24 protein-coding genes and 1 pseudogene are annotated in these 20,800 nt (G+C 62.3%); 12 read left to right on the forward strand and 13 right to left on the reverse strand.

Annotation, left to right across the window (positions count from 1 at the left end):
- Window positions 1–40 precede the first annotated feature (40 nt).
- The 5 genes from QF045_RS17570 to QF045_RS17590 form a co-directional block, all read right to left on the reverse strand.
- Entirely contained in the window at window positions 41–3,112 is a 3,072-nt protein-coding gene (locus QF045_RS17570) for an error-prone DNA polymerase (protein ID WP_306493341.1), read from the reverse strand.
- 136 nt (window positions 3,113–3,248) lie between these two features.
- Complete coding sequence (locus QF045_RS17575; protein WP_306493342.1) at window positions 3,249–4,664, reverse strand: DNA polymerase Y family protein; 1,416 nt, start codon at window positions 4,662–4,664, stop codon at window positions 3,249–3,251.
- Between the two features lie 7 nt (window positions 4,665–4,671).
- Window positions 4,672–5,286, reverse strand: coding sequence for a translesion DNA synthesis-associated protein ImuA (gene imuA / locus QF045_RS17580; protein ID WP_306493343.1), 615 nt, complete (start codon window positions 5,284–5,286; stop codon window positions 4,672–4,674).
- Complete coding sequence (gene lexA, locus QF045_RS17585; protein WP_306493344.1) at window positions 5,286–5,903, reverse strand: transcriptional repressor LexA; 618 nt, start codon at window positions 5,901–5,903, stop codon at window positions 5,286–5,288. The genes imuA and lexA overlap by 1 nt, the downstream gene beginning before the upstream one ends.
- 96 nt (window positions 5,904–5,999) lie before the next feature.
- Window positions 6,000–6,587, reverse strand: coding sequence for an NUDIX domain-containing protein (locus QF045_RS17590; protein WP_306493345.1), 588 nt, complete (start codon window positions 6,585–6,587; stop codon window positions 6,000–6,002).
- A 180-nt stretch (window positions 6,588–6,767) separates the two neighbouring features.
- On the opposite strand from QF045_RS17590, the gene QF045_RS17595 reads away from it, so the two are divergent.
- Window positions 6,768–7,694, forward strand: a complete 927-nt coding sequence (locus QF045_RS17595) for an alpha/beta hydrolase (protein ID WP_306493346.1) — start codon at window positions 6,768–6,770, stop codon at window positions 7,692–7,694.
- 177 nt (window positions 7,695–7,871) lie between these two features.
- Here the strand turns inward: QF045_RS17595 and QF045_RS17600 are convergent, their stop codons facing one another.
- Window positions 7,872–9,047, reverse strand: a complete 1,176-nt coding sequence (locus QF045_RS17600) for an alpha-hydroxy acid oxidase (RefSeq protein WP_306493347.1) — start codon at window positions 9,045–9,047, stop codon at window positions 7,872–7,874.
- Between the two features lie 120 nt (window positions 9,048–9,167).
- Between QF045_RS17600 and QF045_RS17605 the strand changes: the two genes are divergently transcribed.
- Window positions 9,168–9,953, forward strand: coding sequence for a DeoR/GlpR family DNA-binding transcription regulator (locus tag QF045_RS17605; RefSeq protein ID WP_306493348.1), 786 nt, complete (start codon window positions 9,168–9,170; stop codon window positions 9,951–9,953).
- Here the strand turns inward: QF045_RS17605 and QF045_RS17610 are convergent.
- Genes QF045_RS17610 through QF045_RS17620 form a run of 3 tightly spaced genes read right to left on the reverse strand, consistent with a single transcriptional unit; the run spans window position 9,918 to window position 11,286 of the window.
- Window positions 9,918–10,646 carry a DUF72 domain-containing protein gene (locus tag QF045_RS17610; protein ID WP_306493349.1) on the reverse strand — a complete coding sequence of 243 codons (729 nt, stop codon included), beginning with the start codon at window positions 10,644–10,646 and terminating at the stop codon, window positions 9,918–9,920. The two genes, QF045_RS17605 and QF045_RS17610, sit on opposite strands and share 36 nt — an antisense overlap.
- On the reverse strand, window positions 10,643–11,074 hold the full coding sequence (locus QF045_RS17615) for a DNA methylase (RefSeq protein ID WP_306493350.1): 432 nt from the start codon (window positions 11,072–11,074) through the stop codon (window positions 10,643–10,645). Before QF045_RS17615 ends, QF045_RS17610 begins: the two co-directional genes overlap by 4 nt.
- Window positions 11,075–11,076: 2 nt before the next feature.
- Window positions 11,077–11,286, reverse strand: coding sequence for a hypothetical protein (locus QF045_RS17620; RefSeq protein ID WP_306493351.1), 210 nt, complete (start codon window positions 11,284–11,286; stop codon window positions 11,077–11,079).
- 198 nt (window positions 11,287–11,484) lie between these two features.
- On the opposite strand from QF045_RS17620, the gene QF045_RS17625 reads away from it, so the two are divergent.
- The gene (locus QF045_RS17625) at window positions 11,485–11,988 is read left to right on the forward strand and encodes a DUF4142 domain-containing protein (protein ID WP_306493352.1); all 504 of its coding nucleotides are present in this window, start codon (window positions 11,485–11,487) and stop codon (window positions 11,986–11,988) included.
- A 30-nt stretch (window positions 11,989–12,018) separates the two neighbouring features.
- Window positions 12,019–12,579, forward strand: a complete 561-nt coding sequence (locus QF045_RS17630; protein WP_306493353.1) for a type 1 glutamine amidotransferase domain-containing protein — start codon at window positions 12,019–12,021, stop codon at window positions 12,577–12,579.
- Between the two features lie 62 nt (window positions 12,580–12,641).
- On the opposite strand, the gene QF045_RS17635 is transcribed toward QF045_RS17630, so the two are convergent.
- Window positions 12,642–12,848, reverse strand: coding sequence for a PLDc N-terminal domain-containing protein (locus tag QF045_RS17635; protein ID WP_306493354.1), 207 nt, complete (start codon window positions 12,846–12,848; stop codon window positions 12,642–12,644).
- A gap of 289 nt (window positions 12,849–13,137) precedes the next feature.
- On the opposite strand from QF045_RS17635, the gene QF045_RS17640 reads away from it, so the two are divergent.
- Window positions 13,138–13,614 carry a hemerythrin domain-containing protein gene (locus QF045_RS17640; RefSeq protein WP_124386998.1) on the forward strand — a complete coding sequence of 159 codons (477 nt, stop codon included), beginning with the start codon at window positions 13,138–13,140 and terminating at the stop codon, window positions 13,612–13,614.
- Between the two features lie 66 nt (window positions 13,615–13,680).
- Here the strand turns inward: QF045_RS17640 and QF045_RS17645 are convergent, their stop codons facing one another.
- Both QF045_RS17645 and QF045_RS17650 read right to left on the reverse strand, forming a co-directional pair.
- Window positions 13,681–14,226 (reverse strand): putative natural product biosynthesis protein, encoded by a 546-nt coding sequence (locus QF045_RS17645; protein ID WP_306493355.1) that lies wholly within the window; start codon window positions 14,224–14,226, stop codon window positions 13,681–13,683.
- A gap of 62 nt (window positions 14,227–14,288) precedes the next feature.
- Complete coding sequence (locus tag QF045_RS17650) at window positions 14,289–14,672, reverse strand: DUF2946 domain-containing protein (RefSeq protein WP_306493356.1); 384 nt, start codon at window positions 14,670–14,672, stop codon at window positions 14,289–14,291.
- Between the two features lie 180 nt (window positions 14,673–14,852).
- Here QF045_RS17650 and QF045_RS17655 point away from each other — a divergent pair, with 180 nt between their 5' ends.
- The 3 genes and pseudogenes from QF045_RS17655 to QF045_RS17665 all read left to right on the forward strand — a co-directional run.
- Entirely contained in the window at window positions 14,853–15,461 is a 609-nt protein-coding gene (locus tag QF045_RS17655; protein ID WP_043050409.1) for an SCO family protein, read from the forward strand.
- Window positions 15,461–15,943, forward strand: coding sequence for a copper chaperone PCu(A)C (locus QF045_RS17660; protein ID WP_306493357.1), 483 nt, complete (start codon window positions 15,461–15,463; stop codon window positions 15,941–15,943). The genes QF045_RS17655 and QF045_RS17660 overlap by 1 nt, the downstream gene beginning before the upstream one ends.
- Window positions 15,944–16,121: 178 nt before the next feature.
- Window positions 16,122–16,379: pseudogene (locus QF045_RS17665) on the forward strand (HIT family protein); the annotation flags it as partial.
- 32 nt (window positions 16,380–16,411) lie between these two features.
- Here QF045_RS17665 and QF045_RS17670 read toward each other — a convergent pair.
- On the reverse strand, window positions 16,412–16,939 hold the full coding sequence (locus tag QF045_RS17670) for a GNAT family N-acetyltransferase (RefSeq protein ID WP_306494916.1): 528 nt from the start codon (window positions 16,937–16,939) through the stop codon (window positions 16,412–16,414).
- Between the two features lie 267 nt (window positions 16,940–17,206).
- On the opposite strand from QF045_RS17670, the gene QF045_RS17675 reads away from it, so the two are divergent.
- Genes QF045_RS17675 through argE form a run of 4 tightly spaced genes read left to right on the forward strand, consistent with a single transcriptional unit; the run spans window position 17,207 to window position 20,761 of the window.
- Window positions 17,207–18,496 (forward strand): NAD(P)/FAD-dependent oxidoreductase, encoded by a 1,290-nt coding sequence (locus QF045_RS17675; RefSeq protein ID WP_306493358.1) that lies wholly within the window; start codon window positions 17,207–17,209, stop codon window positions 18,494–18,496.
- Window positions 18,497–18,519: 23 nt separating this feature from the next.
- Window positions 18,520–18,930, forward strand: coding sequence for a RidA family protein (locus QF045_RS17680; RefSeq protein WP_306493360.1), 411 nt, complete (start codon window positions 18,520–18,522; stop codon window positions 18,928–18,930).
- An 11-nt stretch (window positions 18,931–18,941) separates the two neighbouring features.
- Window positions 18,942–19,619, forward strand: a complete 678-nt coding sequence (locus QF045_RS17685; RefSeq protein WP_306493361.1) for a DUF1028 domain-containing protein — start codon at window positions 18,942–18,944, stop codon at window positions 19,617–19,619.
- Entirely contained in the window at window positions 19,616–20,761 is a 1,146-nt protein-coding gene (gene argE, locus QF045_RS17690) for an acetylornithine deacetylase (protein WP_306493362.1), read from the forward strand. Before QF045_RS17685 ends, argE begins: the two co-directional genes overlap by 4 nt.
- Window positions 20,762–20,800 lie beyond the last annotated feature (39 nt).

Consider the following 20,800-nt stretch of genomic DNA (forward strand, 5'->3'; position numbering starts at 1 on the left):
GTTTCATCTTGTCTAACACAAGCCGAATAAACCACTGGCCTCAGTGAAAATCCCGGCTGCGCACCACAATGCCGTCCAGCAGTGGCGTCAGGTCGGTCAAGCGCCCAGCGATCAAATGGCGCACTTCGCCCACCGCCTCCCAGCGCCCATCCACCTTGAGCAGCCGCGACCCCACCAGCGCCTGGCGCTGACGCTCGGCCAAGTCACGCCAGACCACCACGTTGAGGTTGCCGAACTCATCTTCCAGGGTGACAAAGGTCACGCCGCTGGCGGTGCCTGGGCGTTGGCGCCCGGTGACCAGCCCGGCGACGCTCACGTTGCGCCCATGCTCCACGGTCAACAGCTCCTGGGAACTGCGGCAGCGGCGCTTGCGCAGTTCGGCACGCAGCAGTGTCAGGGGATGCGGGCCAAGGGTGGTGCCGAGGGTGGCGTAATCGGCATGCAAGTCTTCGCCGACCGTGGGCTGGGGCAAGGCCACCGCCGCTTCATCGGGGCTCGGCAGGCCGGCAAACAGGCCAAGTTGCTTGTGCACACCGGCCACCTCCCAGCGCGCCTGGTGCCGGTTACCGGCCAACGCGCGCAAAGCGCCGGCATCCGCCAGCAATGCCTGGGCGCGTGCATCCAGGCCCACGCGGGCGTCGAGGTCGGCGATGTCGCTGAAAGCGCGGTGCTGGCGCACGGCCTCGATGCGCCGGCCGTCCTCTTCGCGAAACCCCGAGATCATGCGCAGGCCCATGCGGATCGCCGGCTGCTGGCCGTCGATGGGTTCCAGGCTGCAATCCCAGTCGCTGGCCTGCACGTCCACCGGGCGGATCTGCAGGCGATGCCGGCGCGCGTCCTGCAGGATCTGGTCCGGGCTGTAAAAACCCATCGGCCAGCTGTTGATCAGCGCGCAGGCAAACGCCGCCGGCTCATGGCATTTGAGCCAGCAACTGGCATACGTCAGCAAGGCAAAACTGGCCGCGTGGGACTCGGGAAAACCATAGCTGCCAAAGCCCTTGATCTGCTCGAAAATCTGCGCGGCAAAGGCTTCGGTGTAGCCGTTTTTCAGCATGCCATCGCGCAGACGCTTTTGATGGGGTTCCAGGCCGCCGTGACGTTTCCAGGCGGCCATGGAACGGCGCAACTGGTCGGCCTCGCCGGGGCCGTAGTCGGCGGCGACCATGGCGATCTGCATCACCTGTTCCTGGAACAAGGGGATGCCCAGGGTGCGCTCCAGCACCACTTTCAATGCCGGCGACGGATAGGTTTCTTCTTCCTCTTTATTCCTGCGACGCAGGTACGGATGCACCATACCGCCCTGGATCGGCCCCGGCCGTACGATGGCGACCTCGATCACCAGGTCATAAAACGTCTTCGGCTTGAGCCTGGGCAACATCGACATCTGCGCCCGCGATTCAATCTGGAACACGCCGATGGTGTCGGCCTTGCTGATCATCGCGTAGGTGGCCGGGTCCTCTGGAGGAATGCTGGCCAGGCTCAAATCCAAGTGGCGATGGCGGCGCAGCAGGTCGAAGCAGCGACGGATCGCGCTGAGCATGCCCAGGGCGAGAATGTCCACTTTAAGCAGGCCGACGGCGTCGAGGTCGTCCTTGTCCCACTGAATGATGGTGCGCTCGGCCATGGCGGCGTTTTCCACGGGCACCAGGGTGTCCAGCGGGTATTCGGAGATCACGAAGCCACCGGGATGCTGGGACAAATGCCGCGGAAAGCCGATCAACTGCTGAGTCAGGGTCAATACGCGGCGCAGCAGCGGGCTGTCCGGGTCGAAACCGCTTTCACGCAGGCGCTCCAACGGCGGCGCATCGTCACTCCAACGCCCGCAGCATTCGGCCAAGGCGTTGACCTGATCCGCCGGCAACCCAAGGGCCTTGGCCACATCCCGCACCGCGCCGGTGGCGTGGTAACTGCTGACCACCGCCGTCAAGGCGGCACGCGTACGGCCATAGCGCTGGAACACGTATTGCAGCACCTCTTCGCGGCGCTCGTGTTCAAAATCCACATCGATGTCCGGCGGCTCGTTGCGCTCCCTGGACAGGAAACGTTCGAACAGCAGGTTGCTCAGGCTCGGGTTGATCTCGGTGATGCCCAGGGCAAAACACACCGCCGAGTTGGCCGCCGAGCCGCGTCCCTGGCACAGGATGGAGCGGCTGCGGGCAAAGCGCACAATGTCGTGCACCGTGAGGAAATAGCTCTCGTAGCCCAACTCGCTGATCAACTCCAGCTCGGTGTTGATCTGCGCCAAGGTCTTGGTGTCGATGCCGTCGGGCCAGCGCAGCGCGATACCTTCCTTGGTCAGGGTGCGCAGCCAGGATTCGGCGTCATGGCCGGCAGGTACCAGCTCGCGGGGATAGTGGTAACGCAACTGGCCGAGGTCGAAGGTGCAGCGCCGCGCGATGGCGAGGGTTTCATCGAGCAAGGCTTGCGGGTACAGCGCGGCCAGGGCGTCGAGGCTGCGCAGGTGCCGCTCGCCATTGGGGTGCAGGTGCAGGCCGGCTTCGGCCACGGGTACGTGATGGCGGATGGCGGTCATGGTGTCTTGCAGGGCGCGGCGGCCACGCGCGTGCATGTGCACATCACCGCAGGCGACCGCCGGGATCTGCAGGCTGGCCGCCAGCTGCAGGCGTTGCTCCAGATGGCGCGCATCGTCCTGCCCGCGGTGCAAATGCACCGCCAGCCACAGGCGCTCGGCAAAGGTGCGGCGCAGCCACTGGATGCTGGCCTGGGTGTCGCTGTCCTGGGCCACCCACAGCGCCAGCAGGCCGGGCAGCGGTTGCTCGAAATCTTCATGCAGCAGGCGATAGCTGCCCTTTTCGGCGCGGCGCCGGGCCAGGGTGATCAAGCGGCACAGGTGCTGGTAACCGCTCAGGTTCTCCACCAGCAGCACCAGTTTCGGACCGTTTTCGATGCGCACCTCACTGCCGATGATCAGCGGCAGCTCCAGCGCTTTCGCCGCCTGCCAGGCGCGCACAATGCCCGACAGCGTGCATTCGTCGGTAATCGCCAGGGCGCTGTAGCCCTGGCGCTTAGCCCGCTCGAAGAGTTCCAGCGCACTGGAGGCACCGCGCTGGAAGCTGAAGTTGGACAGGCAATGCAGCTCGGCGTAACTCATGCCTGCCCCACCCCTGTAGGAGCGAGCTTGCTCGCGAAAAAACCTGGAGCACCGCATTCATTCAGGTGCCCTGCGTTATCGTTAACCACCTTCGCGAGCAAGCTCGCTCCTACAGGGGGTGGTGGCCTGTTGGTGTTCATGCGAACCAGCCTTGCAACCACAAACCATCCTGCTGCCCCACCGTGCGGTAGGCCCAGCCTTGCTGGCCGGCGCGGGTCTGGATGAGGTAATAGTCGCGGCGGATATCCGCGCCATCCCACCAGCCGGATTCGATACGCTCCGGCCCCATCAGGATCTGTACGCCCTGCTCGGCCAGCAAGGTCGGTTGGTTCAGCAACCAGCCAGGGCGGCGCACCTTGTGCAAGGTCGGGCATGGACGGGTGTCGACGGTGGCTTGCCAGGCGCATTCAGGCCGATGGTCGGCGTGAAAACGCAGGCCCTGCACCGCCTCATCGCCCAGGCGCGCACGCAGGCGTTCGCGCAATTGCTCCCAGGGCAAACTCTGTTGCGGACGGTCGTCAAACAGGTCCTGGCGTTGCGGCACGAATACCGGCAAGTCCTGGGCCACCAGGCGAAAACCGCGCACCGGCGCTGTGACCTGCACCTGTTCCAATCGCCCCCGGGCCAGTTCGAACAGCATTGCCGGTTCGCGCTCGGCGCTGAGCAAGCCCACCTTGATCACACTGTCCGGCGCCTGGGCATGTTCCAGGTGCAGATCGAAGCGCTGTACGCCACTGTCACGCCCGCATAGAAAGGCGGACAAGTCGGCGGTCAAACGGCGCAAGGGAAACAGCAGCGCCTGGTGGGATTGCACGTCGAAATTCAACTCGATGCGCACATCGAACTGGTCTGGCGGCTGATAGAACTCCAGGGCCAATGGCCGATGCCCGGTCAGGGCGTCGAGGTGCTTGAGCAAGCTGGCGTCAAAGCGCCGCGCCAGGGTATGCCGGGGCAGCGCTTGCACCTGGGCCACCGTGCGCAGGCCCATGCGCGACAAGGCCACGGCGGCCTGCGGTTCAATCCCGGCGCGGTCGATCGGCAGCGGCGCCAGGGCCTGCATCAGGGCGTTGTCGTCGGCCACGGCCAGGCCATCGTAACGGTTCGCCAACACCCGCGCCGCCGCCGGGTTGGGCGCGGCGACGATGCGGTGGCGAAAGCCCAGCTCGGTCAACTCCTTGCGCAAACGCGCTTCGAACTGCGGCCACGGCCCGAACAGACCCAGGCTCGACTCGATTTCGAACAGCAAGGCGCGTGGGTAATACATGCTGACCTGGGAACTGAAGCGGTAGGCCCAGGCGGCGAGGAACTGCTGCCAGCGCTGGATTTCCAGCGGGTCGTATTCGGCACAGGCAAAGGTTTTGACCAGCGCATGCGCGGCCGTCAGCGACTGGCCGGGGCGCAACCCCAGGGCGCGGGCGGCGGCATTGACGGTTTGCAGCACGCGCCGCTGCGGCGTACCGGCCAGCAGTGCCAGCGGCTGGTCGGGCTCGGGATGGGCACGCAACACCCCGTCCAGCGCCAATTGCGGGAAGACAATACACACCCAGCGCATGGCAACCTCAATGCCCCGCCAGGGCAATCGGCGCCGGGTGGGCCAGGCCGCCCCGGCACTTGAGCACGCGCACTTGTGCGGGCCTTGCCTCCACCGCCAGGCGCAGGGCGGCCGGCGATGGATTGACCGCTTCACTCAAGGCGCGCCAGGCAAATGCCAGGGTCTGCCCGGTTTCCGCCGCCACCTGCAATCGGCGCAAGGCCCGGTCATCAGCTTTGTGCGGCCAGCACAGCACCGCGCCGCAACTGCCGGAGCGCAGGCATTGCTCCACCGCCCACAGCGCGTCGCGCTCCTGAGCCTGGATCACCGCGAGCTGGCGCACATCCACCCCGGCGTTCTGCCAGGCATGGGGATACGGCGTGTAGGGCGGCGCTACCAGCACAATGCGTTCGCCCATCGCCGACAAGCGTGCCAGGGTCGGCAGCACCAGTTGCAGCTCGCCCACGCCGTCCTTGGCCATCAGGATTTCACTCAACGCCGCTTCCGGCCAGCCGCCGCTGGGCAGCACCGCGTCCAGCGCCGCAAGCCCTGTGGGATGCACGCTGGCCGGTGGCGCGGCTGGCCGACCCTTCCAGACTCGCCCGCCATTGAACAGCGAGTCCAGGGCAACCACGGCGCCCATCAGCCTTGCCTCACCAGGCCGCAGAACACCCCTTCAATGGCCAGGTCCTGATCGGCCCCGACCACGATAGGTTGATACGCCGGGTTGCGCGGCAGCAGGCGCACCTTGTCGCCATTGCGCTCGAAACGCTTGATGGTGACCTCACCGTCCAGGCGCGCCACCACAATCTGCCCGTTCAAGGCCTCGGCACTGCGCCGCACGCCTACCAGGTCGCCATCGAGAATACCGTCTTCGATCATTGAGTCGCCCTGCACGCGCAGCAGGTAGTCCGGTGTCTTGGCGAACGTGGCGGGGTCCAGTTGCAGACGATTGTGCACTTCGGCATCTGCGCCGATGGGCAGGCCCGCGGCCACCCGGCCGAGCACCGGGATGTCCAGCCATTCCGGGCGTGGCGGTTGGTTGAGCAGGCGAATGCCACGTGCCTGGTTGGGGTTGACCTCGATAAAGCCGGCTTCGGTCAGGGCCACCACATGCTTGCGGGCGACGCTGCGCGAGGCAAAGCCGAACGCCTCGGCGATCTCGGCGAGGCTCGGGGGCTGGCCTTGCTGCGCGATGCGGTCGCGGATGAAGGTCAGGATGGCGGTGCGGCGGGGGGTCAGGGTCGTCATGGAGTACATTTGTACTCTTGTCGGAAATTTCTGACAATAGCCGTCAGTCGGCGATTACCCACCTGCTACGCCCCTCCCACCTTTTGATCTTCAGGCTCGATTGAGCTACCAGCGTTCTTTCAACATGCGCAGTTCCAAATGCTGCAACAGCATGATGGTCTTGCCATCCACGATTTCCCCGCTGGCCACCATCTCCAGCGCCTGCTCGAACCCCAGCTCCAGCACTTCGATGTCCTCACCCTCCTCTTCCAAGCCACCGCCCGTGCCAACCCGGTCACCCGGTTGGTACTCACCGGTAAAGAAGTGAATCCGCTCGGTCACCGACCCCGGGCTCATGAACGCCGCATAGATTTTCTCCACATGCCCGACGCGGTAGCCGGTTTCTTCCTCGGCCTCCAGGCGGATGCGCTCTTCGGGGCTGGCGTTGTCGAGCAAGCCGGCCGCCGCTTCGATCAGGTAACCGGTGTAATCGTTGACGAACGTGGGCATGCGGAACTGGCGGATCAGCAGCACCGTGCGCTGGGCGCGGTTGTACAGCAGGATGGTCGCACCGTTGCCGCGGTCGTACACCTCGCGGGTCTGGGCTTGCCAGCTGCCGTCGCGGCGGCGCAGGTCGAAGCTGTATTTTTTCAAGAGGTACCAGTTGTCCGAAAGGGTTTCTTCGGCAGTGATGCGCACGGGGCTGTTGTCCATGGTCGGGCCTTTGCTCAAAGAAGCGGAGCATCGCGTGCAGGTCATGCAGCGTCAAGCCGATGACTCGCCTGGAGCGCTGCAACACTTTGCAAGCAATCCTGCATCACGGCTGTCGTATTAATTCCTTCCCTCCCGGGCCATCTGGTAAAACCCGTGCTTCGCTTTTGTAATGGAACCTTCATGTCCTCTCGTTCTATGCCCCGCCGGGGCCTGCGCTGGCTGACGCTGCTGTGCATGGCCGTATTGATCGTCGGCCTGCCGGTGGGCTGCGCCGTGTTGCAACACAAAGAGCGCGAACTGGTGTTTCGCATCGAGCCGGGCACCGCAGGCTGGTACACCGGGCTGCCCAGCGCCGTGCAGGAGTTCGATATCAAGCCCGCCGCCTTCAAGGCTGGCCAGAATATCCATGGCTGGTGGTACCCGGCCGCTCAAAAGGACGCACCCGCCATCCTCTACCTGCACGGCGTGCGCTGGAACCTCACCGGCCAGCTGTTTCGCATCGAACAACTGCACGCCATGGGCTTTTCGGTACTGGCCATCGACTATCGCGGCTTTGGCAAAAGCCAGGGCGACCTGCCTTCGGAAACCACAGTGTATGAAGACGCCCGCATCGCCTGGGAGCGCTTCCAGACCTTGCAACCAGACCCCGGCAAGCGCCTGATCTACGGCCACTCCCTGGGTGGCGCGGTGGCCATCGACCTTGCCGCGCAGTTGAGCAAGCAGGTACCGCTGCCGGTGCGCGGATTGGTGATCGAGTCCACGTTCACCTCCCTGGGCGATGTCGCCACGGCGGTTGCCAATACCTCCTGGCCGGTGCGCTGGTTGCTCTCGCAAAAATTCGATTCCATCGACAAGATGGCTGATATCCATATGCCCTTGCTGGTGGTGCATGGCCTCGATGACCGCTACGTGCCACCGCGTTTCAGCCAGCAATTATTTGAAGCCGCCCGCGAACCCAAGCGGCTGCTGATGGTGCCGGGTGCCAGCCATAACAACAGCATGAGCCTGGCAGGGCGAAATTATGGCCAGGCACTGAACAAGCTGATGCAAACGACGATGCCAACTCCCGTGGTCACGCACTCCAAAGGCCGTGTGGGCGACTCATAAATGCGCTTTTCGGCACTGGGTTCGCTCAGGCCTGTCAAGCGCAAACCCTGCCCATATTGGCCCCCGCTGAAAGTTGATCAAAAATTGACCGCAGGTTAAATCGCCAACGCTGCCGGGGCCTTGCAAAGTTATCCACAGAGATACCCACGGTTTTCGTGGACAACTCTTTTTACTTTTTCAGGTTTTATTTGCCCATTCAACGCCGTCAGGAAACGTGCCAGGTAGCAGGATCTCGCGGTTCACATCGCGTATATCGTTATAGCCACACAGCGCCATCGACACGTCCAATTCACGGGCGATGATTTCCAGCGCTCGGGTCACACCCGCCTCGCCCATTGCGCCCAAGCCATACAGATGCGGGCGCCCGATCATCGTGCCCTTGGCGCCCAGTGCCATGGCCTTGAGTACGTCCTGGCCGGAGCGAATACCGCCATCGAGCCACACTTCAATCCGGTTGCCCACCGCCTCGACAATCGCCGGTAACTGGCTGATGCTCGACGGCGCGCCATCCAGTTGGCGGCCACCGTGGTTGCTCACCACCAATGCATCGGCGCCGGCATTGGCCGCCAGGCGTGCGTCCTCCACATCGAGGATGCCCTTGATAATCAGCTTGCCGCCCCAGCACTTTTTGATCCATTCAACATCGTCCCAGCTCAGGCGTGGGTCGAACTGCTGGGCGGTCCAGGCCGACAGCGAACTCATGTCGGCCACCCCCGTCACATGCCCGACGATGTTGCCGAAGCCACGGCGCTGGGTGCCCAGCATGCCCATCACCCAGCGCGGCTTGGTCATCATGTTGAGGATATTGGGCAGGGTCAGTTTGGGCGGCGCGGACAGGCCGTTGATCAAGTCCTTGTGCCGCTGGCCGAGTATCTGCAGGTCCAGCGTCAGCACCAGCGCGTCAACGCCTGCCGCCTTGGCGCGCTCGATCAACCGCTCGATAAAGCCACGGTCGCGCATCACATACAGCTGGAACCAGAACGGCTGGCCGACGTGCTCGGCGATGTCTTCCAGCGAACAGATGCTCATGGTCGACAAGGTATAGCGCAGGCCAAACGCCGCGGCGGCGCGCGCGGTGAGGATCTCGCCATCGGCGTGCTGCATGCCCGCCAGGCCGGTGGGCGCCAGGGCCACCGGCATGGCCATGTCCTGGCCAATCATACTGGCGCGAATCGAACGCTCATCGATATTGCGCGCCACGCGCTGACGGAACTTGATCCGGGCAAAGTCGCTTTCATTGGCCCGGTAGGTGCTCTCAGTCCAGGAGCCGGAATCGGCGTAGTCGTAGAACATCCGGGGCACACGTTTTTGCGCAAGCTTGCGTAAGTCTTCGATGGTTGTGATCAACGACATCGGGTCACCTCTCCCTGAACTGAACCCAGAGAGTAACCGGCGATGGCTCGGGCAACCAGTCGTTGCGTTTAGACAGGCAGGCGCTTAATCTTGCACAAACCCGCAATAAAGCGCACAAACATGCAAAACACCCATCACGCCATCGACCTGCCGTCCCTGCGCAAACAAAAGATTCTGTTGTTGCTGGAGCGCGACGGCAAAGTCACGGCATCCGAGCTGGTCGAGCATTTCGCCGTGTCCCAGGACACCATCCGCCGCGACCTCGGCGAACTCGCCGCCGCTGGCCTGTTGCAGCGCGTACACGGCGGTGCCCTGCCCCGGCCCAAGGACACCGGCAAGGATTTTTTCACCCGTGTCGGCGAGACCGATGACGTCAAGCGGCGCCTGGCACAGTTGGCCGCGCAACAGGTTGAAGACGGCCAGATCGTACTGTTCGACTCCGGCTCCACCACCCTGCAGATCGCCCGATCATTGCCCCACTCCATCCACCTGACCGTGGTCAGCCCATCGCCGATGATTGCCATTGCGCTGGCGGACCACCCCCACGTGACCGTGATCCTGGCCGGTGGCCAACTCAACCCCATCACCCTCTCCACCGGCGGCCATGAAGCGCTGCGCCTGATCCAGAGCATCAAGGCTGACTTGCTGTTCACCGGCGTGTGCGCACTGCATCCGCAAGTGGGCATCACGTCACTGCATTTTGCTGAAGTGGCCGTCAAGCAAGCCTTGCTCGACAGCGCCTCCCAGGTGGTGGCGGTGACCACCTCGGACAAGCTCGGTGCGGTGGAGCCCTTCGTGGTGGCGCCGTGCAACCGTATCCATACGCTGATTACCGAGTGGGATGCCCCCGGTGTCGAGGCTTACGAGCAATCAGGCCTGCACGTGCTGCGGATGGGAGCCGAGTAGGTCAAGGGCATCGGCCACCGCGTGGCCGCTGGCGGTGTTATCGAAAATGCACCAGGTGGGAATACCCGCTTCAATCGACTGCTGCAGCAACCGCGCATAAACCTGCACCCGCTCGTGCCCATAGGCGCTGTGATAAATCCGCGGCGAGCCATGCAGGCGCCAATAGCGCACGCCTTGCCAGGCCTCGCCTGCATCGATCACCGCAGGGTCGGCAGTGACCCAGCCAATCTCAAAGGCCTGCAACAAGGCCCCCGCCGCGAGCCAACTGGCATGGCGCGGTTCCAGCACCACGGCGCCGGCAAACCGTTGGCGCAGCGCCTCGAAAAAAGCCCGGGCAATCGACGGTTCAAAACTCAAGGAAGGCGGCAGCTGCACCAACAGGCAGCCCAGCTTCTCGTCCAGTTGCAGGCACTGGGCGAGAAACCCATCCAAGGCGGTGCCACATTGCTGCAAGCGCAGTTCATGGGTGAGCCGCTTAGGTACCTTGACGGAGAAACGAAACCCCGCGGGCACCGACTCACGCCAACGCTCATAGGTTTTGGGCAAGTGAGGTCGATAAAAAGAACTGTTGATTTCCACCGCGTTGAAACGCGAGGCATAGCGCTGTAGATGCGTGCCTTGATCAGCGAACGCCGGCCACTGTTCGCGGGGCAGACTCCAGCCGGCGCAGCCCACATACAAAGGTGCGGTCAAAACAATACCGTGGCGGCATCGCGCATGAAAATCTCGATGGTCTTGGGGCCGACACCGTCGAACTCAGCCAGGCGTTTTTCGAACGCCTGGCGGTTATCGCTGGCCTGCACCATCCGCGTGATGCTGCCGCTGTAATCGGCGTTGAGCTTGGCGCTCAGGTCCAACAGGCGCTGCGCGGTGGTTTCGTCGTAACGCACGTAATGCGCACGCCCCAACATCGCCACCAGCTCTCGCGACGTGCAGTGCTGCAGCTTGCGCGCGGTGTCGCGGCCCTGCTCTTCAACGATCACCTTGTAGGCTTGGGCGGCAATGGGCGCCTGAATGCGCTTGCCCATCAGAAAACTGGCGATAAACCACTTGAAGAGGCTGCTGTCGTCGTCAGGCTTGAGCTCGATACCCAATTGCGCCGCGCTGATGGAACGGGCCATGCTCACTGCCCCTTGCTGAGCTTCTCGTTGATGGCATCGGTCTGGCGTTCGATGTCCTTGATCGAGGTGGGCGTCACGACTTTGTCGATGGTTTCGGTCCTGGGGTTCGGACGCTCCAAAGTCTGCCCTTTGGCGCCGTCGGCATTGCCCTTTTGCGTGTCTTCAGAGCTGATGGGCGCGGGGGTTTTATCGTCGGGCGTGTGATCGGTCACAGTGCAATCTCCTGGTCAATAACAGGCCACCGAGAGCGGCGGCCCTATGCAGCAGAACCGCGGGGATTTGTATTAGTTCAAGGAAATTGCCGCGTATGGCCACTGGGTCAATTCGCGCAAAAAAAATTTAAACCTTTTGTGCCAGTCTTGGTTCAACAGTCAGGTAACGGCATCACGCCATTTCCAAGGAGAGACACCATGACGACTCGACTGATGAAACAAATGGGCCTGACATTCGCACTGGTTGCAGGCTCGATTTCCGCCGCAATGGCCGCAACGTCCAACGACTTTGTCGAAAATGCAGCCCAAGGCGGTATCACCGAAGTGGAAGCCGGCAAGCTGGCCCTGGAAAAAAGCGGTTCGGCGGACGTGAAAAACTTCGCCCAACATATGATTACCGACCATACCAAGGTCAATCAGGAACTGACGGCACTGGCGAAAAAGCTGGATATCGAAGTGCCGGATGACGCCGCTCTGATGGACAAGGCGAAGAAAGCCATCCTGGAAATGCGCGATGAATCCTTCGACAAGGCGTATGCCAACAACCAGGTCAACGCTCACGAAACCACGGTCAAACTGTTCAAGAAGGAAGCCGAGTCCTCGGATAACGCCGAGCTGAAAGCCTTCGCCACCAAGACCCTGCCGGCCCTTGAAGCACACCTGCAAGAGGCCAAGGAACTGCAAGCCAAATACGCCAAGTAATCCACCCATGACCCCAGGAGGCACTCGACCATGAGTTCGCAACTCAGCGGCAAGCACATCCTCGTCATCACTTCCAACACCGGCATCGAGCGCGATGAACTGCTCAAACCGCTGCAAGCCCTGCGCGGCTACGGCGCGACAGTGACCCACGCGTCCAGCAAAGGCGGGATCACCCAGACCTTTGTCGGCGATACCGAAAAGGACCAGACGGTGGAGTCCGACGTGCAAGCGTCGGACGTGGTCAGCGGCAACTTCGATGCGCTGGTCATTCCCGGCGGTACGGTGAATGCCGACACCCTGCGCCAGGATCCTGCCGCGCTGCGCTTGATCAATGAGTTTGCACAGGCCGGCAAAACCATTGCTGCAATCTGCCATGGCCCGTGGACGCTGATCGATGCCGGCGTGGTCAAAGGCAAGACCCTGACCGCGTATAAAAGCGTACGTATCGATCTTGAAAACGCCGGTGCTGCCAGCGTGGTCGATGCCCAAGTGCAGGAATGCACGGCCAACGGCTGGACCTTGATCACCTCGCGCACGCCGGACGATTTGCCGGCGTTCAACGAGGCGATTGCCAAGGCTGTCGCTGGCTGATCCGTACCCTGCAAAAAAACAGGCGCCCCATGGGGCGCCTGTTTTCTTATGGCGGGTTGTTTTCAGTTTTTGCGCTGTTGCGCCATCTCACGCTTGGGCCCGAACATCGCCCAGGCAATCAGCCCCAGCAGCGGTACGAAGATCAGCACCACCAGCCACAACCCCTTGGATTCCCAGCCACCGGTGCTGCGCAATACGGTATTGATCGCCCACAATTCCAAGAGCAGCAAAATCACCGCCAATGCGATCCAGATATAGTTTATTTCCATGCTTCACCTCCTGAGGTCTAAGGGTTAGGTCAAGCAGAAGCGCCAAGGGTTCCATTGGATTTTTTCCAACCGAGGCCTGTCGCTGAAGGTGCGGCATCGGCAGATCGGCGTTGTGCAATCCACTTAACGCCCAATCATGCAAGCTGCACGACAACGAAACGTCCTATCGAGTCTATACCGCTGATTTTAATGAGCTTTTAAAAGACGCCAAAACTGGTACGCCTGATGCATTTCATTACTCACGAGGCGTGCGTTTCGACATGCCCGACGACTACCCGTGAGGTTCCACATGAATGCCATCGACCTTCTCAAAGCCGACCATGAACGCGTCAAGGCCCTGCTGACCCAATTGAGCGAATCCACCGAGCGCGGGGTAAAAAAACGCACCGAGTTGCTGGCCAAGCTGGAGATGGAAATCACCCTTCACACCAAGCTGGAAGAAGAAATTCTCTACCCTGCTTTCAAGAAAGCCGGCGGCAAGGAACAGGAGATCATGTACCACGAAGCCAAGGAGGAACACCGTACCGTCGATTCGCTGGTGCTGCCCGACCTGAAGCAGACCGACCCGTCATCCACCGAATTTTCCGGTCGCGTGAAAGTGGTTAAAGAGCTGCTGGAGCACCACATCGAGGAAGAGGAAAGCGAGATGTTTCCTCAAGCCAAGAAACTGCTGGGCAAGGCGCTGCTGGATGATCTGGGGGCCGAGATGGAAGCGATGAAAGCGGCCTATAAAAAGTCGATGGCGAGCAAGCCATTGGCCGCGTGATTCCCTCGCGACAGGCCTGCCATCAGGTCCTGTCGCGTTATCCATCACGAGGATCACCCAGACGGTTTACGGTACCGGCAACCATTCGCCGAACGCGCCTCGCTCACTCAACGGGCACCAGGCGAAATCCAGGTCAGGCGCCGCAGATACCTGCTGCCCTGCGGCTGTTGAAGCGGCGCCTTTCCAATCCAACACCCTCACGTTTCGCCAGCTCAGGGCAATTCCCGTGGCCTGGCTGTAATCGGTGAGAATCCAGCGCGCAGCGGCGGCGGCCATGAAGGCTTCGATAGGTTCTGCATCAATTTGCGTGCTGTAAGGTGAACTCAACAACCAGCGGCACACGTTCAGATGGTAGGTCCAATCCAGCGCTGGCCGGTTGCGATACGCCCAGGTCATGAAGCTGCGAAACAGGTTCAAGCCTTCCGGTGGGTCGAGCTTGAGCAATGCCGGGCAGACATCGAACAAGGTGTGCCAATGCGGCAGCAAGCGTGCATCAAGGTGCACGAAACAGCGGGCATTACTCGGATAGTCCGGCAGCACCGGCTCCGCAAGCGGCCGTCGGTCGGCCTTACTGACTAGGCGACGGGCGCCTGCAGGCAATAGGGTGTTCATCAAACGCACTCACAATTGTGACGATAGGACGCCTCCCGATCATGGGAAGCCCAGGGCATACGTCAGAATGTGGGGGAAGCGCGAGGATTGGCGCAGGGCCAGGCATAACGTGGAGGCGCCTTGTTGCGCTGCTCATGGGCCACGCGTGGAGTCTGCTGGAGGCTCAGCAGCCAGGCCAGGCCGATCAGGAAAACGATGGCGACGGTGACGGCGCTGCACACCGGGCAGGCAAAGTAGTTCGAGATGTTGCTGGAAGACGGGTCAGCCAACCCTTTGTCGGAAACTGCGGGCCGGCCACCGTCGACTGAACAGAACTGGCCGCCGATGCCATTGAGCTGTTGGCCCATCATCTGTCCGTGCCCCAAACCGCACGCGAACAGGTTCACCAGTACGCAGAAGTACAGGGCCCAGGCGATCAGCGCACGGTCAGGGTGGCTCAATTTCATGGCGGCGACTCTACCACCGAGCCGCAAAAGGATGAAGCGCAGCGCGCCCCTGTGGCAGAACGTCGCAGATTACGCGCGATGACCAGGGTTGGTAGACTCTGCACCCTTCTCGTTATTCCTTTTCAAAGCCGGGTGCGCAGCAAGCAGAGCCATTCAGGCGTTTCACAGGATGCACAGTTGATGAGTACGTTATTCACCCGCCGCAAAGTGCTGACCGGCATGGGCCTGTTGGGCCTGGGCAGCCTGCTGGGCGGCTGTGACTACAGCCCCAAGCTGAATTTCAAGTACGGCAAGGACCTCAGTGACAAGATCATGGGGCGCACCTTCAAGCTCAAGAACACCGACGGCGAGACTGTCACCCTGAGCTCGTACCGTGGCCTGATGCCCGTGGTGTTCTTCGGCTTCACCCAGTGCCCGGCGGTGTGCCCGACCACCCTGGCACGCGCCGCCCAGGCGAAGAAACTGATGGGCCGCGACGGTGAAATCATGCAGGTGGTGTTCATCACCCTGGACCCCGAGCGCGACACCCCCGAGATTCTCGACAAATACGTCAAGGCCTTCGACCCCAGCTTCGAAGCCCTCTACGGCACCCCGGAAGAAATCGCCGTGGCCGCCAAGGAGTTCGGGATCTTCTATGAAAAGATCCCCGCCGGCGATACCTACACCCTGTCCCACACCGCCACCAGTTTCGTGTTCGATACCCGTGGCAACCTGCGCCTTGGCTTGCAGGCGTCCCTTACCGCTCAAGAGTGCGCAGAAGACCTGCTCACCGTCATGGAGGTCTGCTAATGACTGCCGTTCATCACCTCAAGCGTTTCACCCTCGGCCTCACGCTGCTCGGCCTGGCCACCCATGCCAGCGCCCAGGTGCACGTGACCGACGCCTGGGTGCGCGCCACCGTACCGGGCCAACCGTCCAGCGGCGCGTTCATGACCGTCACCGCCGACAGCGACAGCCAGTTGCTGCGCGTGGCATCGCCCGTGGCCAAGGACGTGCAGATCCATGAAATGAGCATGAAAGACGACGTCATGCGCATGGGCCCGGTGAATTCGGTGGCCCTGCCCGCCGGCAAAGCCGTGACCCTCGACCCGAACGGCTACCACGTGATGCTGATGGGCCTGACCGGCCAGATCAAGGAAGGCGACCAGGTGCCGCTGACCCTCACGGTAAAAGACGCCAAGGGCGCCGAGCAAAGCATTGAAGTGAAGGCTGCTGCGCGGGGTTTGGATGGCATGGACCATAGCCACATGGACCATAGCAAGATGCATTGAGGGTCAAACCTGGCCCAAAATGTGGGAGGGGGCTTGCCCCCGATGAGGGAGTACCAGCACATACATTCGTGACTGAGCCACCGCCATCGGGAGCAAGCCCCCTCCCACATGGGGAATACTTGTTATCCTGCCGCACCAGCCAACCTGGACGCGCGCCCATGCCAATCGACCCCGCCTTCATCCTGCACCGTTCGCGCTGCACTTTCATTTCATCCCCGTCTATGACTGGGTAGAGCAAGCGTTCTGGCAAGACGAACGCTACCGCGCACTGCACAATTTCGGCTCGCAAACACTCGCCAGGGACCTGACCGATGGAGCCGAGCTGACGTTGTTTGTGTGGCGTGAGTTTGGCGAGAGTGATGCGCCGCCGCAGATTCAGGGGCCTTCAGTGCCCGAGGTGATCGAACGGCTAAGCGCAGCCTTCAAGACACAGTGAAGCGCCAAGATCGTTCCCACGCGTGGGAACGATCACGGCTCTGCAGTGAACTTAACAAGGCACTCGCTCTGGTTTCCTGCCGCACCAGAATTCTGTGCAAGCGCTTTCACCATAGGCACACATGCCAACACCAATCCCGCTGGCGAGCGATACACTGCCTGCTCACGCCCCACATACCCGCACGCTTGATAAAAGCTCACCGCGTTCAACGTCGAATCCAGCACCACTTGCGCAACGGCATGCTGCCGCGCGACAGCTTCCAGGTGGTCAAGCATGGCTTTGCCATAACCGCGCCCGGTAAATGCGGACCGTACGAACAACGCCCCGATTTCGTTGTTGGCAAGATCGAGCATGCCGGTGCTGACAGCTTCACCGTTTACCCATCCGATGTAGAACAGTTTTTCCATCAATACGCTGTAACCGTCGCTTGCGCAGCCCCGGGTCCAGAGCGCCATTTGCTCTGCGCTGTAGGCGCCAATGCACTGACTGCGAATGGCTTCGCGGCGAATCTCAAACGCCTCGTCAGCGTCGGCTGGTGTGGCGCGTTTTATCCTAAGCACAGCACTGTCCTTCTCCAAGATCAAAGATCGTTCCCACGCTCCTGCGTGGGAATGCAGCCCGTGACGCTCTGCGTCACCCAAGCGCAGTGGCCGGCGGGACGTGGAGCGTGGAGCGATCATCAAGCCCCGAAGACTATCTCAAGATGCGCTGCATCCGATATTTATGCTCACTCCCAAGCTTAATAATATTTTATTAAAAACCACCCTCCCCCTAGCCTTGAAGTCATGCCCACGTTGAATCCAACTGCATGACGCAAGGACAGACACATGACTCAAGCACTAATAAAAACAGACACCCTGGTGGTGGGCGCCGGCCAGGCCGGCGTGGCCATGAGCGAGCACTTGAGCAAGCTCGGCGTGCCGCACCTGGTGCTGGAACGCAGCCGGATCGCCGAGCGCTGGCGCACCGGGCGCTGGGACTCGCTAGTGGCCAACGGGCCGGCCTGGCATGACCGGTTTCCGGGGCTGGAATTCGATGATGTGGCGCCCGATGGCTTTGCGCCTAAGGAGCGCGTGGCGGATTACTTCGAAGCGTATGCGCGTAAGTTCAATGCGCCGATTCGCACGGGCGTTGACGTCACTTCGGTGGTGCGCAACGAAGGTCGACCAGGCTTTACCGTGCACACCAGCGAAGGCGTGATTGAAGCCAATCGCGTGGTGGCCGCCACCGGGCCGTTCCAGAAGCCGGTGATTCCGGCGATTGCGCCGAAAGACACCGCGTTGCACCAGATCCATTCCGCCGACTATCGCAACCCCGCGCAACTGCCGGCAGGCGCCGTGCTGGTAGTGGGCGCGGGCTCTTCCGGGGTACAGATCGCCGATGAACTGCAACGCAGCGGCCGCCAGGTGTACCTGTCGGTGGGTGCCCACGACCGCCCGCCGCGCGCCTATCGCCACCGCGACTTCTGCTGGTGGCTGGGGGTGTTAGGCGAGTGGGACCAGGCCGCGATGAAGCCCGGCCGCGAGCATGTGACCATCGCCGTGAGCGGCGCCCATGGCGGCAAGACCATCGACTTTCGTGAGCTGGCCCAGCAGGGCATGACCCTGGTCGGCCTCACTCAGGCGTTTAACGGCAGCGTCGCCACGTTCCAACCGAACCTGGTGGAGAATCTGGCACGCGGGGATGAAAACTACCTGGCCCTGCTGGATGCGGCCGACGCCTACATCGAGCGCAACGGCCTCGACCTGCCCCTGGAGCCCGAAGCACGCCGCGTATTCCCGGATGCCGACTGCATCAAGCATCCAATCCTGGAACTGGACCTGACCCAGGCCGGCATCACCTCGATCATCTGGGCCACCGGGTTTGCCGTGGATTACAGCTGGCTCCAGGTGAATGCCTTTGATGCAGCCGGCAAGCCCCAGCACCAGCGTGGCGTCGCCAGCGAAGCCGGGATCTATTTCCTCGGCCTACCGTGGCAGTCGCGTCGTGGCTCGTCGTTTATCTGGGGCGTGTGGCACGACGCCAAGTACGTCGCCGATCATATCGCTATCCAGCGTCAATACCTTGAGTACCGCGAAGCCGCCCCGGTGGTTCGCCCGTCCCCTGTCAGCGCCTGATCCCCTTGCCGGAGTTTTTTTCGATGCCTACGCACACTCGTATCCGCATGTTCAACACCAAACAAACCTACCCCAACCAGAGCCTGGACAACGACCTGTGCCAGGCCGTACGTGCCGGTAACACCGTGTACGTACGCGGCCAGGTCGGCACCGATTTCGACGGTCACCTGATCGGCCTGGGCGACCCCCGTGCCCAGGCCGAACAGGCGATGAAAAACGTCAAGCAACTGCTGGAAGAAGCCGGCAGCGATCTCAGCCATATCGTCAAAACCACCACCTACCTGATCGACCCGCGCTACCGCGAACCGGTGTACCAGGAAGTCGGCAAATGGCTCAAGGGTGTGTTCCCGATCTCCACCGGGCTGGTGGTGTCGGCGTTGGGCCAGCCACAGTGGCTGATGGAGATCGATGTGATAGCGGTTATTCCAGAGTAAGGAGGCGAGCCATGACTTTTTCAATCGTCGGTCGCTGCGCCGACACCGGCCAACTGGGCATCGCCATCAGCTCATCGAGCATCGCCGTGGGCGCCCGCTGCCCATGGTTGCGCCCGGGTGTGGGTGCGGTGTCCACCCAGAACATCACGCTGCCGGCCCTTGGCCCGGACGTGCTCGACCTGCTGGAGCAAGGCCTCACGCCGGCCGAGGCCATCGACAACGCCTTGACCCGCAACGGCTACAGCCAATACCGGCAACTGACCGCGATCGACCACCTGGGCCGCAGCGTGCATTTCAGCGGCAGCGAAACCCTGGGCACCCACAATGCGGTGTCGGGCGAGCAATGCGTGGCAGCCGGCAATATGCTCGCTGACCGAGGGGTGATCAAGGCGATGGTCAGTGCCTTCGAACACGGCGAAGGCCAGTTGGCGGACCGCCTGCTGGCGGCGATGCATGCCGCCATCGCCGCCGGTGGCGAAGCCGGCCCGGTGCATTCCGCCGCGCTGGTGGTGGTGGGCGACTTGACCTGGCCGATCATCAACCTGCGCGTGGACTGGGCCGATGAAGCGCCGATTAGCCAGCTGCAAACGCTGTGGGACGCCTACCGCCCGCAAGTGCAGGACTACATCGACCGCGCCCTGGCTCCCGATCGTTCCCCAGGCTACGGCGTGGCCGGAGACGACCGATGAGCCACAGCCGCCGATTGCTGCAGACGCTGGTGGGGTTCGACACCACCAGTCGCGAATCCAACCTGCAGTTGATCGAGTTCGTGCGCGAGTACCTGGCGGGCTTCGACGTCACCTGCGAGCTGGTCTACAACGAGGCGCGCAGCAAGGCCAATCTGTTTGCCAGCATCGGCCCGGTAGAGTTGCCGGGCATCGTGTTGTCGGGGCATACCGATGTGGTGCCGGTGGATGGGCAACCGTGGACGCTGCCGCCGTTTCAACTGACCGAGCGTGACGGCAAGTTGTATGGCCGTGGCACCGCCGACATGAAGGGCTACATCGCCTGCGTGCTGGCGCTGGTGCCGGAGCTGGTCAAGGCGTCGTTGCGCCTGCCGGTACACATCGCGCTGTCCTACGACGAAGAAGTCGGCTGCCTCGGTGTACGCTCGCTGCTCAGTCTGTTGGCGCAACGCCCGGTGAAACCGATGCTGTGCATCATCGGCGAGCCGACCGCGCTCAAACCGGTGCTCGGCCACAAGGGCAAGCTAGCGATGCGCTGCGATGTGCATGGCGAGGCCTGCCATTCGGCGTATGCGCCGTCCGGGGTGAATGCGATTGAGCATGCCGCCGAGTTGATCGGCGAACTGGGACGCATCGGCCAAAGGCTGCGTGCACACCAGGACCCGCGCTTCGACCCACCTTTCAGCACCGTGCAAACCGGGCTGATCAGCGGCGGCAAGGCGCTGAATATCGTGCCAGCCGACTGCCAGTTTGATTTTGAAGTACGTGCCCTGCCGACGATGGATCCGGGTGAAGTGGCCGAAGCACTGCAAGCCTACGCTCTGCACGAAGTACTGCCACGCATGCAGGCCGTGAGCAGGCAGAGTTCGATTCGGTTCACCGAACTGTCGGCCTATCCGGGGTTGGTCACCGATAAACGCAGCCAGGCCGCCGAATTGATCGCGGCGTTTTGCGGGTCCCGCGAGTTTGGCACCGTGGCGTTTGGCACGGAGGGTGGGCTGTTCGATGCCGTGGGCATTCCCACCGTGGTGTGCGGCCCGGGCAGCATGGACCAGGGGCACAAGCCGGATGAGTTTGTGAGCCTGGAACAGCTGGCCGGCTGCGATGCAATGCTGCGGCGGATGCTGGATTCCATCCGCCTCTGAACACACCACAAATGAAATGTGGGAGGGGGCTTGCTCCCG

It is taken from the genome of Pseudomonas sp. W4I3 (genome assembly GCF_030816195.1).
GTDB lineage: Bacteria > Pseudomonadota > Gammaproteobacteria > Pseudomonadales > Pseudomonadaceae > Aquipseudomonas.

Coding starts and splice junctions, on each gene's coding strand:
- QF045_RS17680 (WP_306493360.1), top strand. CDS start 18,520: ATGCCTACGCACACTCGTATCCGCATGTTCAACACCAAACAAACCTAC.
- QF045_RS17615 (WP_306493350.1), bottom strand. CDS start 11,074: ATGGCCCGTTCCATCAGCGCGGCGCAATTGGGTATCGAGCTCAAGCCT.
- QF045_RS17675 (WP_306493358.1), top strand. CDS start 17,207: ATGACTCAAGCACTAATAAAAACAGACACCCTGGTGGTGGGCGCCGGC.
- QF045_RS17685 (WP_306493361.1), top strand. CDS start 18,942: ATGACTTTTTCAATCGTCGGTCGCTGCGCCGACACCGGCCAACTGGGC.
- QF045_RS17575 (WP_306493342.1), bottom strand. CDS start 4,664: ATGCGCTGGGTGTGTATTGTCTTCCCGCAATTGGCGCTGGACGGGGTG.
- QF045_RS17595 (WP_306493346.1), top strand. CDS start 6,768: ATGTCCTCTCGTTCTATGCCCCGCCGGGGCCTGCGCTGGCTGACGCTG.
- QF045_RS17645 (WP_306493355.1), bottom strand. CDS start 14,226: ATGAACACCCTATTGCCTGCAGGCGCCCGTCGCCTAGTCAGTAAGGCC.
- QF045_RS17625 (WP_306493352.1), top strand. CDS start 11,485: ATGACGACTCGACTGATGAAACAAATGGGCCTGACATTCGCACTGGTT.
- imuA (WP_306493343.1), bottom strand. CDS start 5,286: ATGGGCGCCGTGGTTGCCCTGGACTCGCTGTTCAATGGCGGGCGAGTC.
- QF045_RS17600 (WP_306493347.1), bottom strand. CDS start 9,047: ATGTCGTTGATCACAACCATCGAAGACTTACGCAAGCTTGCGCAAAAA.
- QF045_RS17660 (WP_306493357.1), top strand. CDS start 15,461: ATGACTGCCGTTCATCACCTCAAGCGTTTCACCCTCGGCCTCACGCTG.
- QF045_RS17630 (WP_306493353.1), top strand. CDS start 12,019: ATGAGTTCGCAACTCAGCGGCAAGCACATCCTCGTCATCACTTCCAAC.
- QF045_RS17640 (WP_124386998.1), top strand. CDS start 13,138: ATGAATGCCATCGACCTTCTCAAAGCCGACCATGAACGCGTCAAGGCC.
- lexA (WP_306493344.1), bottom strand. CDS start 5,903: ATGTACTCCATGACGACCCTGACCCCCCGCCGCACCGCCATCCTGACC.
- QF045_RS17635 (WP_306493354.1), bottom strand. CDS start 12,848: ATGGAAATAAACTATATCTGGATCGCATTGGCGGTGATTTTGCTGCTC.
- argE (WP_306493362.1), top strand. CDS start 19,616: ATGAGCCACAGCCGCCGATTGCTGCAGACGCTGGTGGGGTTCGACACC.
- QF045_RS17650 (WP_306493356.1), bottom strand. CDS start 14,672: ATGAAATTGAGCCACCCTGACCGTGCGCTGATCGCCTGGGCCCTGTAC.
- QF045_RS17590 (WP_306493345.1), bottom strand. CDS start 6,587: ATGGACAACAGCCCCGTGCGCATCACTGCCGAAGAAACCCTTTCGGAC.
- QF045_RS17605 (WP_306493348.1), top strand. CDS start 9,168: ATGCAAAACACCCATCACGCCATCGACCTGCCGTCCCTGCGCAAACAA.
- QF045_RS17570 (WP_306493341.1), bottom strand. CDS start 3,112: ATGAGTTACGCCGAGCTGCATTGCCTGTCCAACTTCAGCTTCCAGCGC.
- QF045_RS17655 (WP_043050409.1), top strand. CDS start 14,853: ATGAGTACGTTATTCACCCGCCGCAAAGTGCTGACCGGCATGGGCCTG.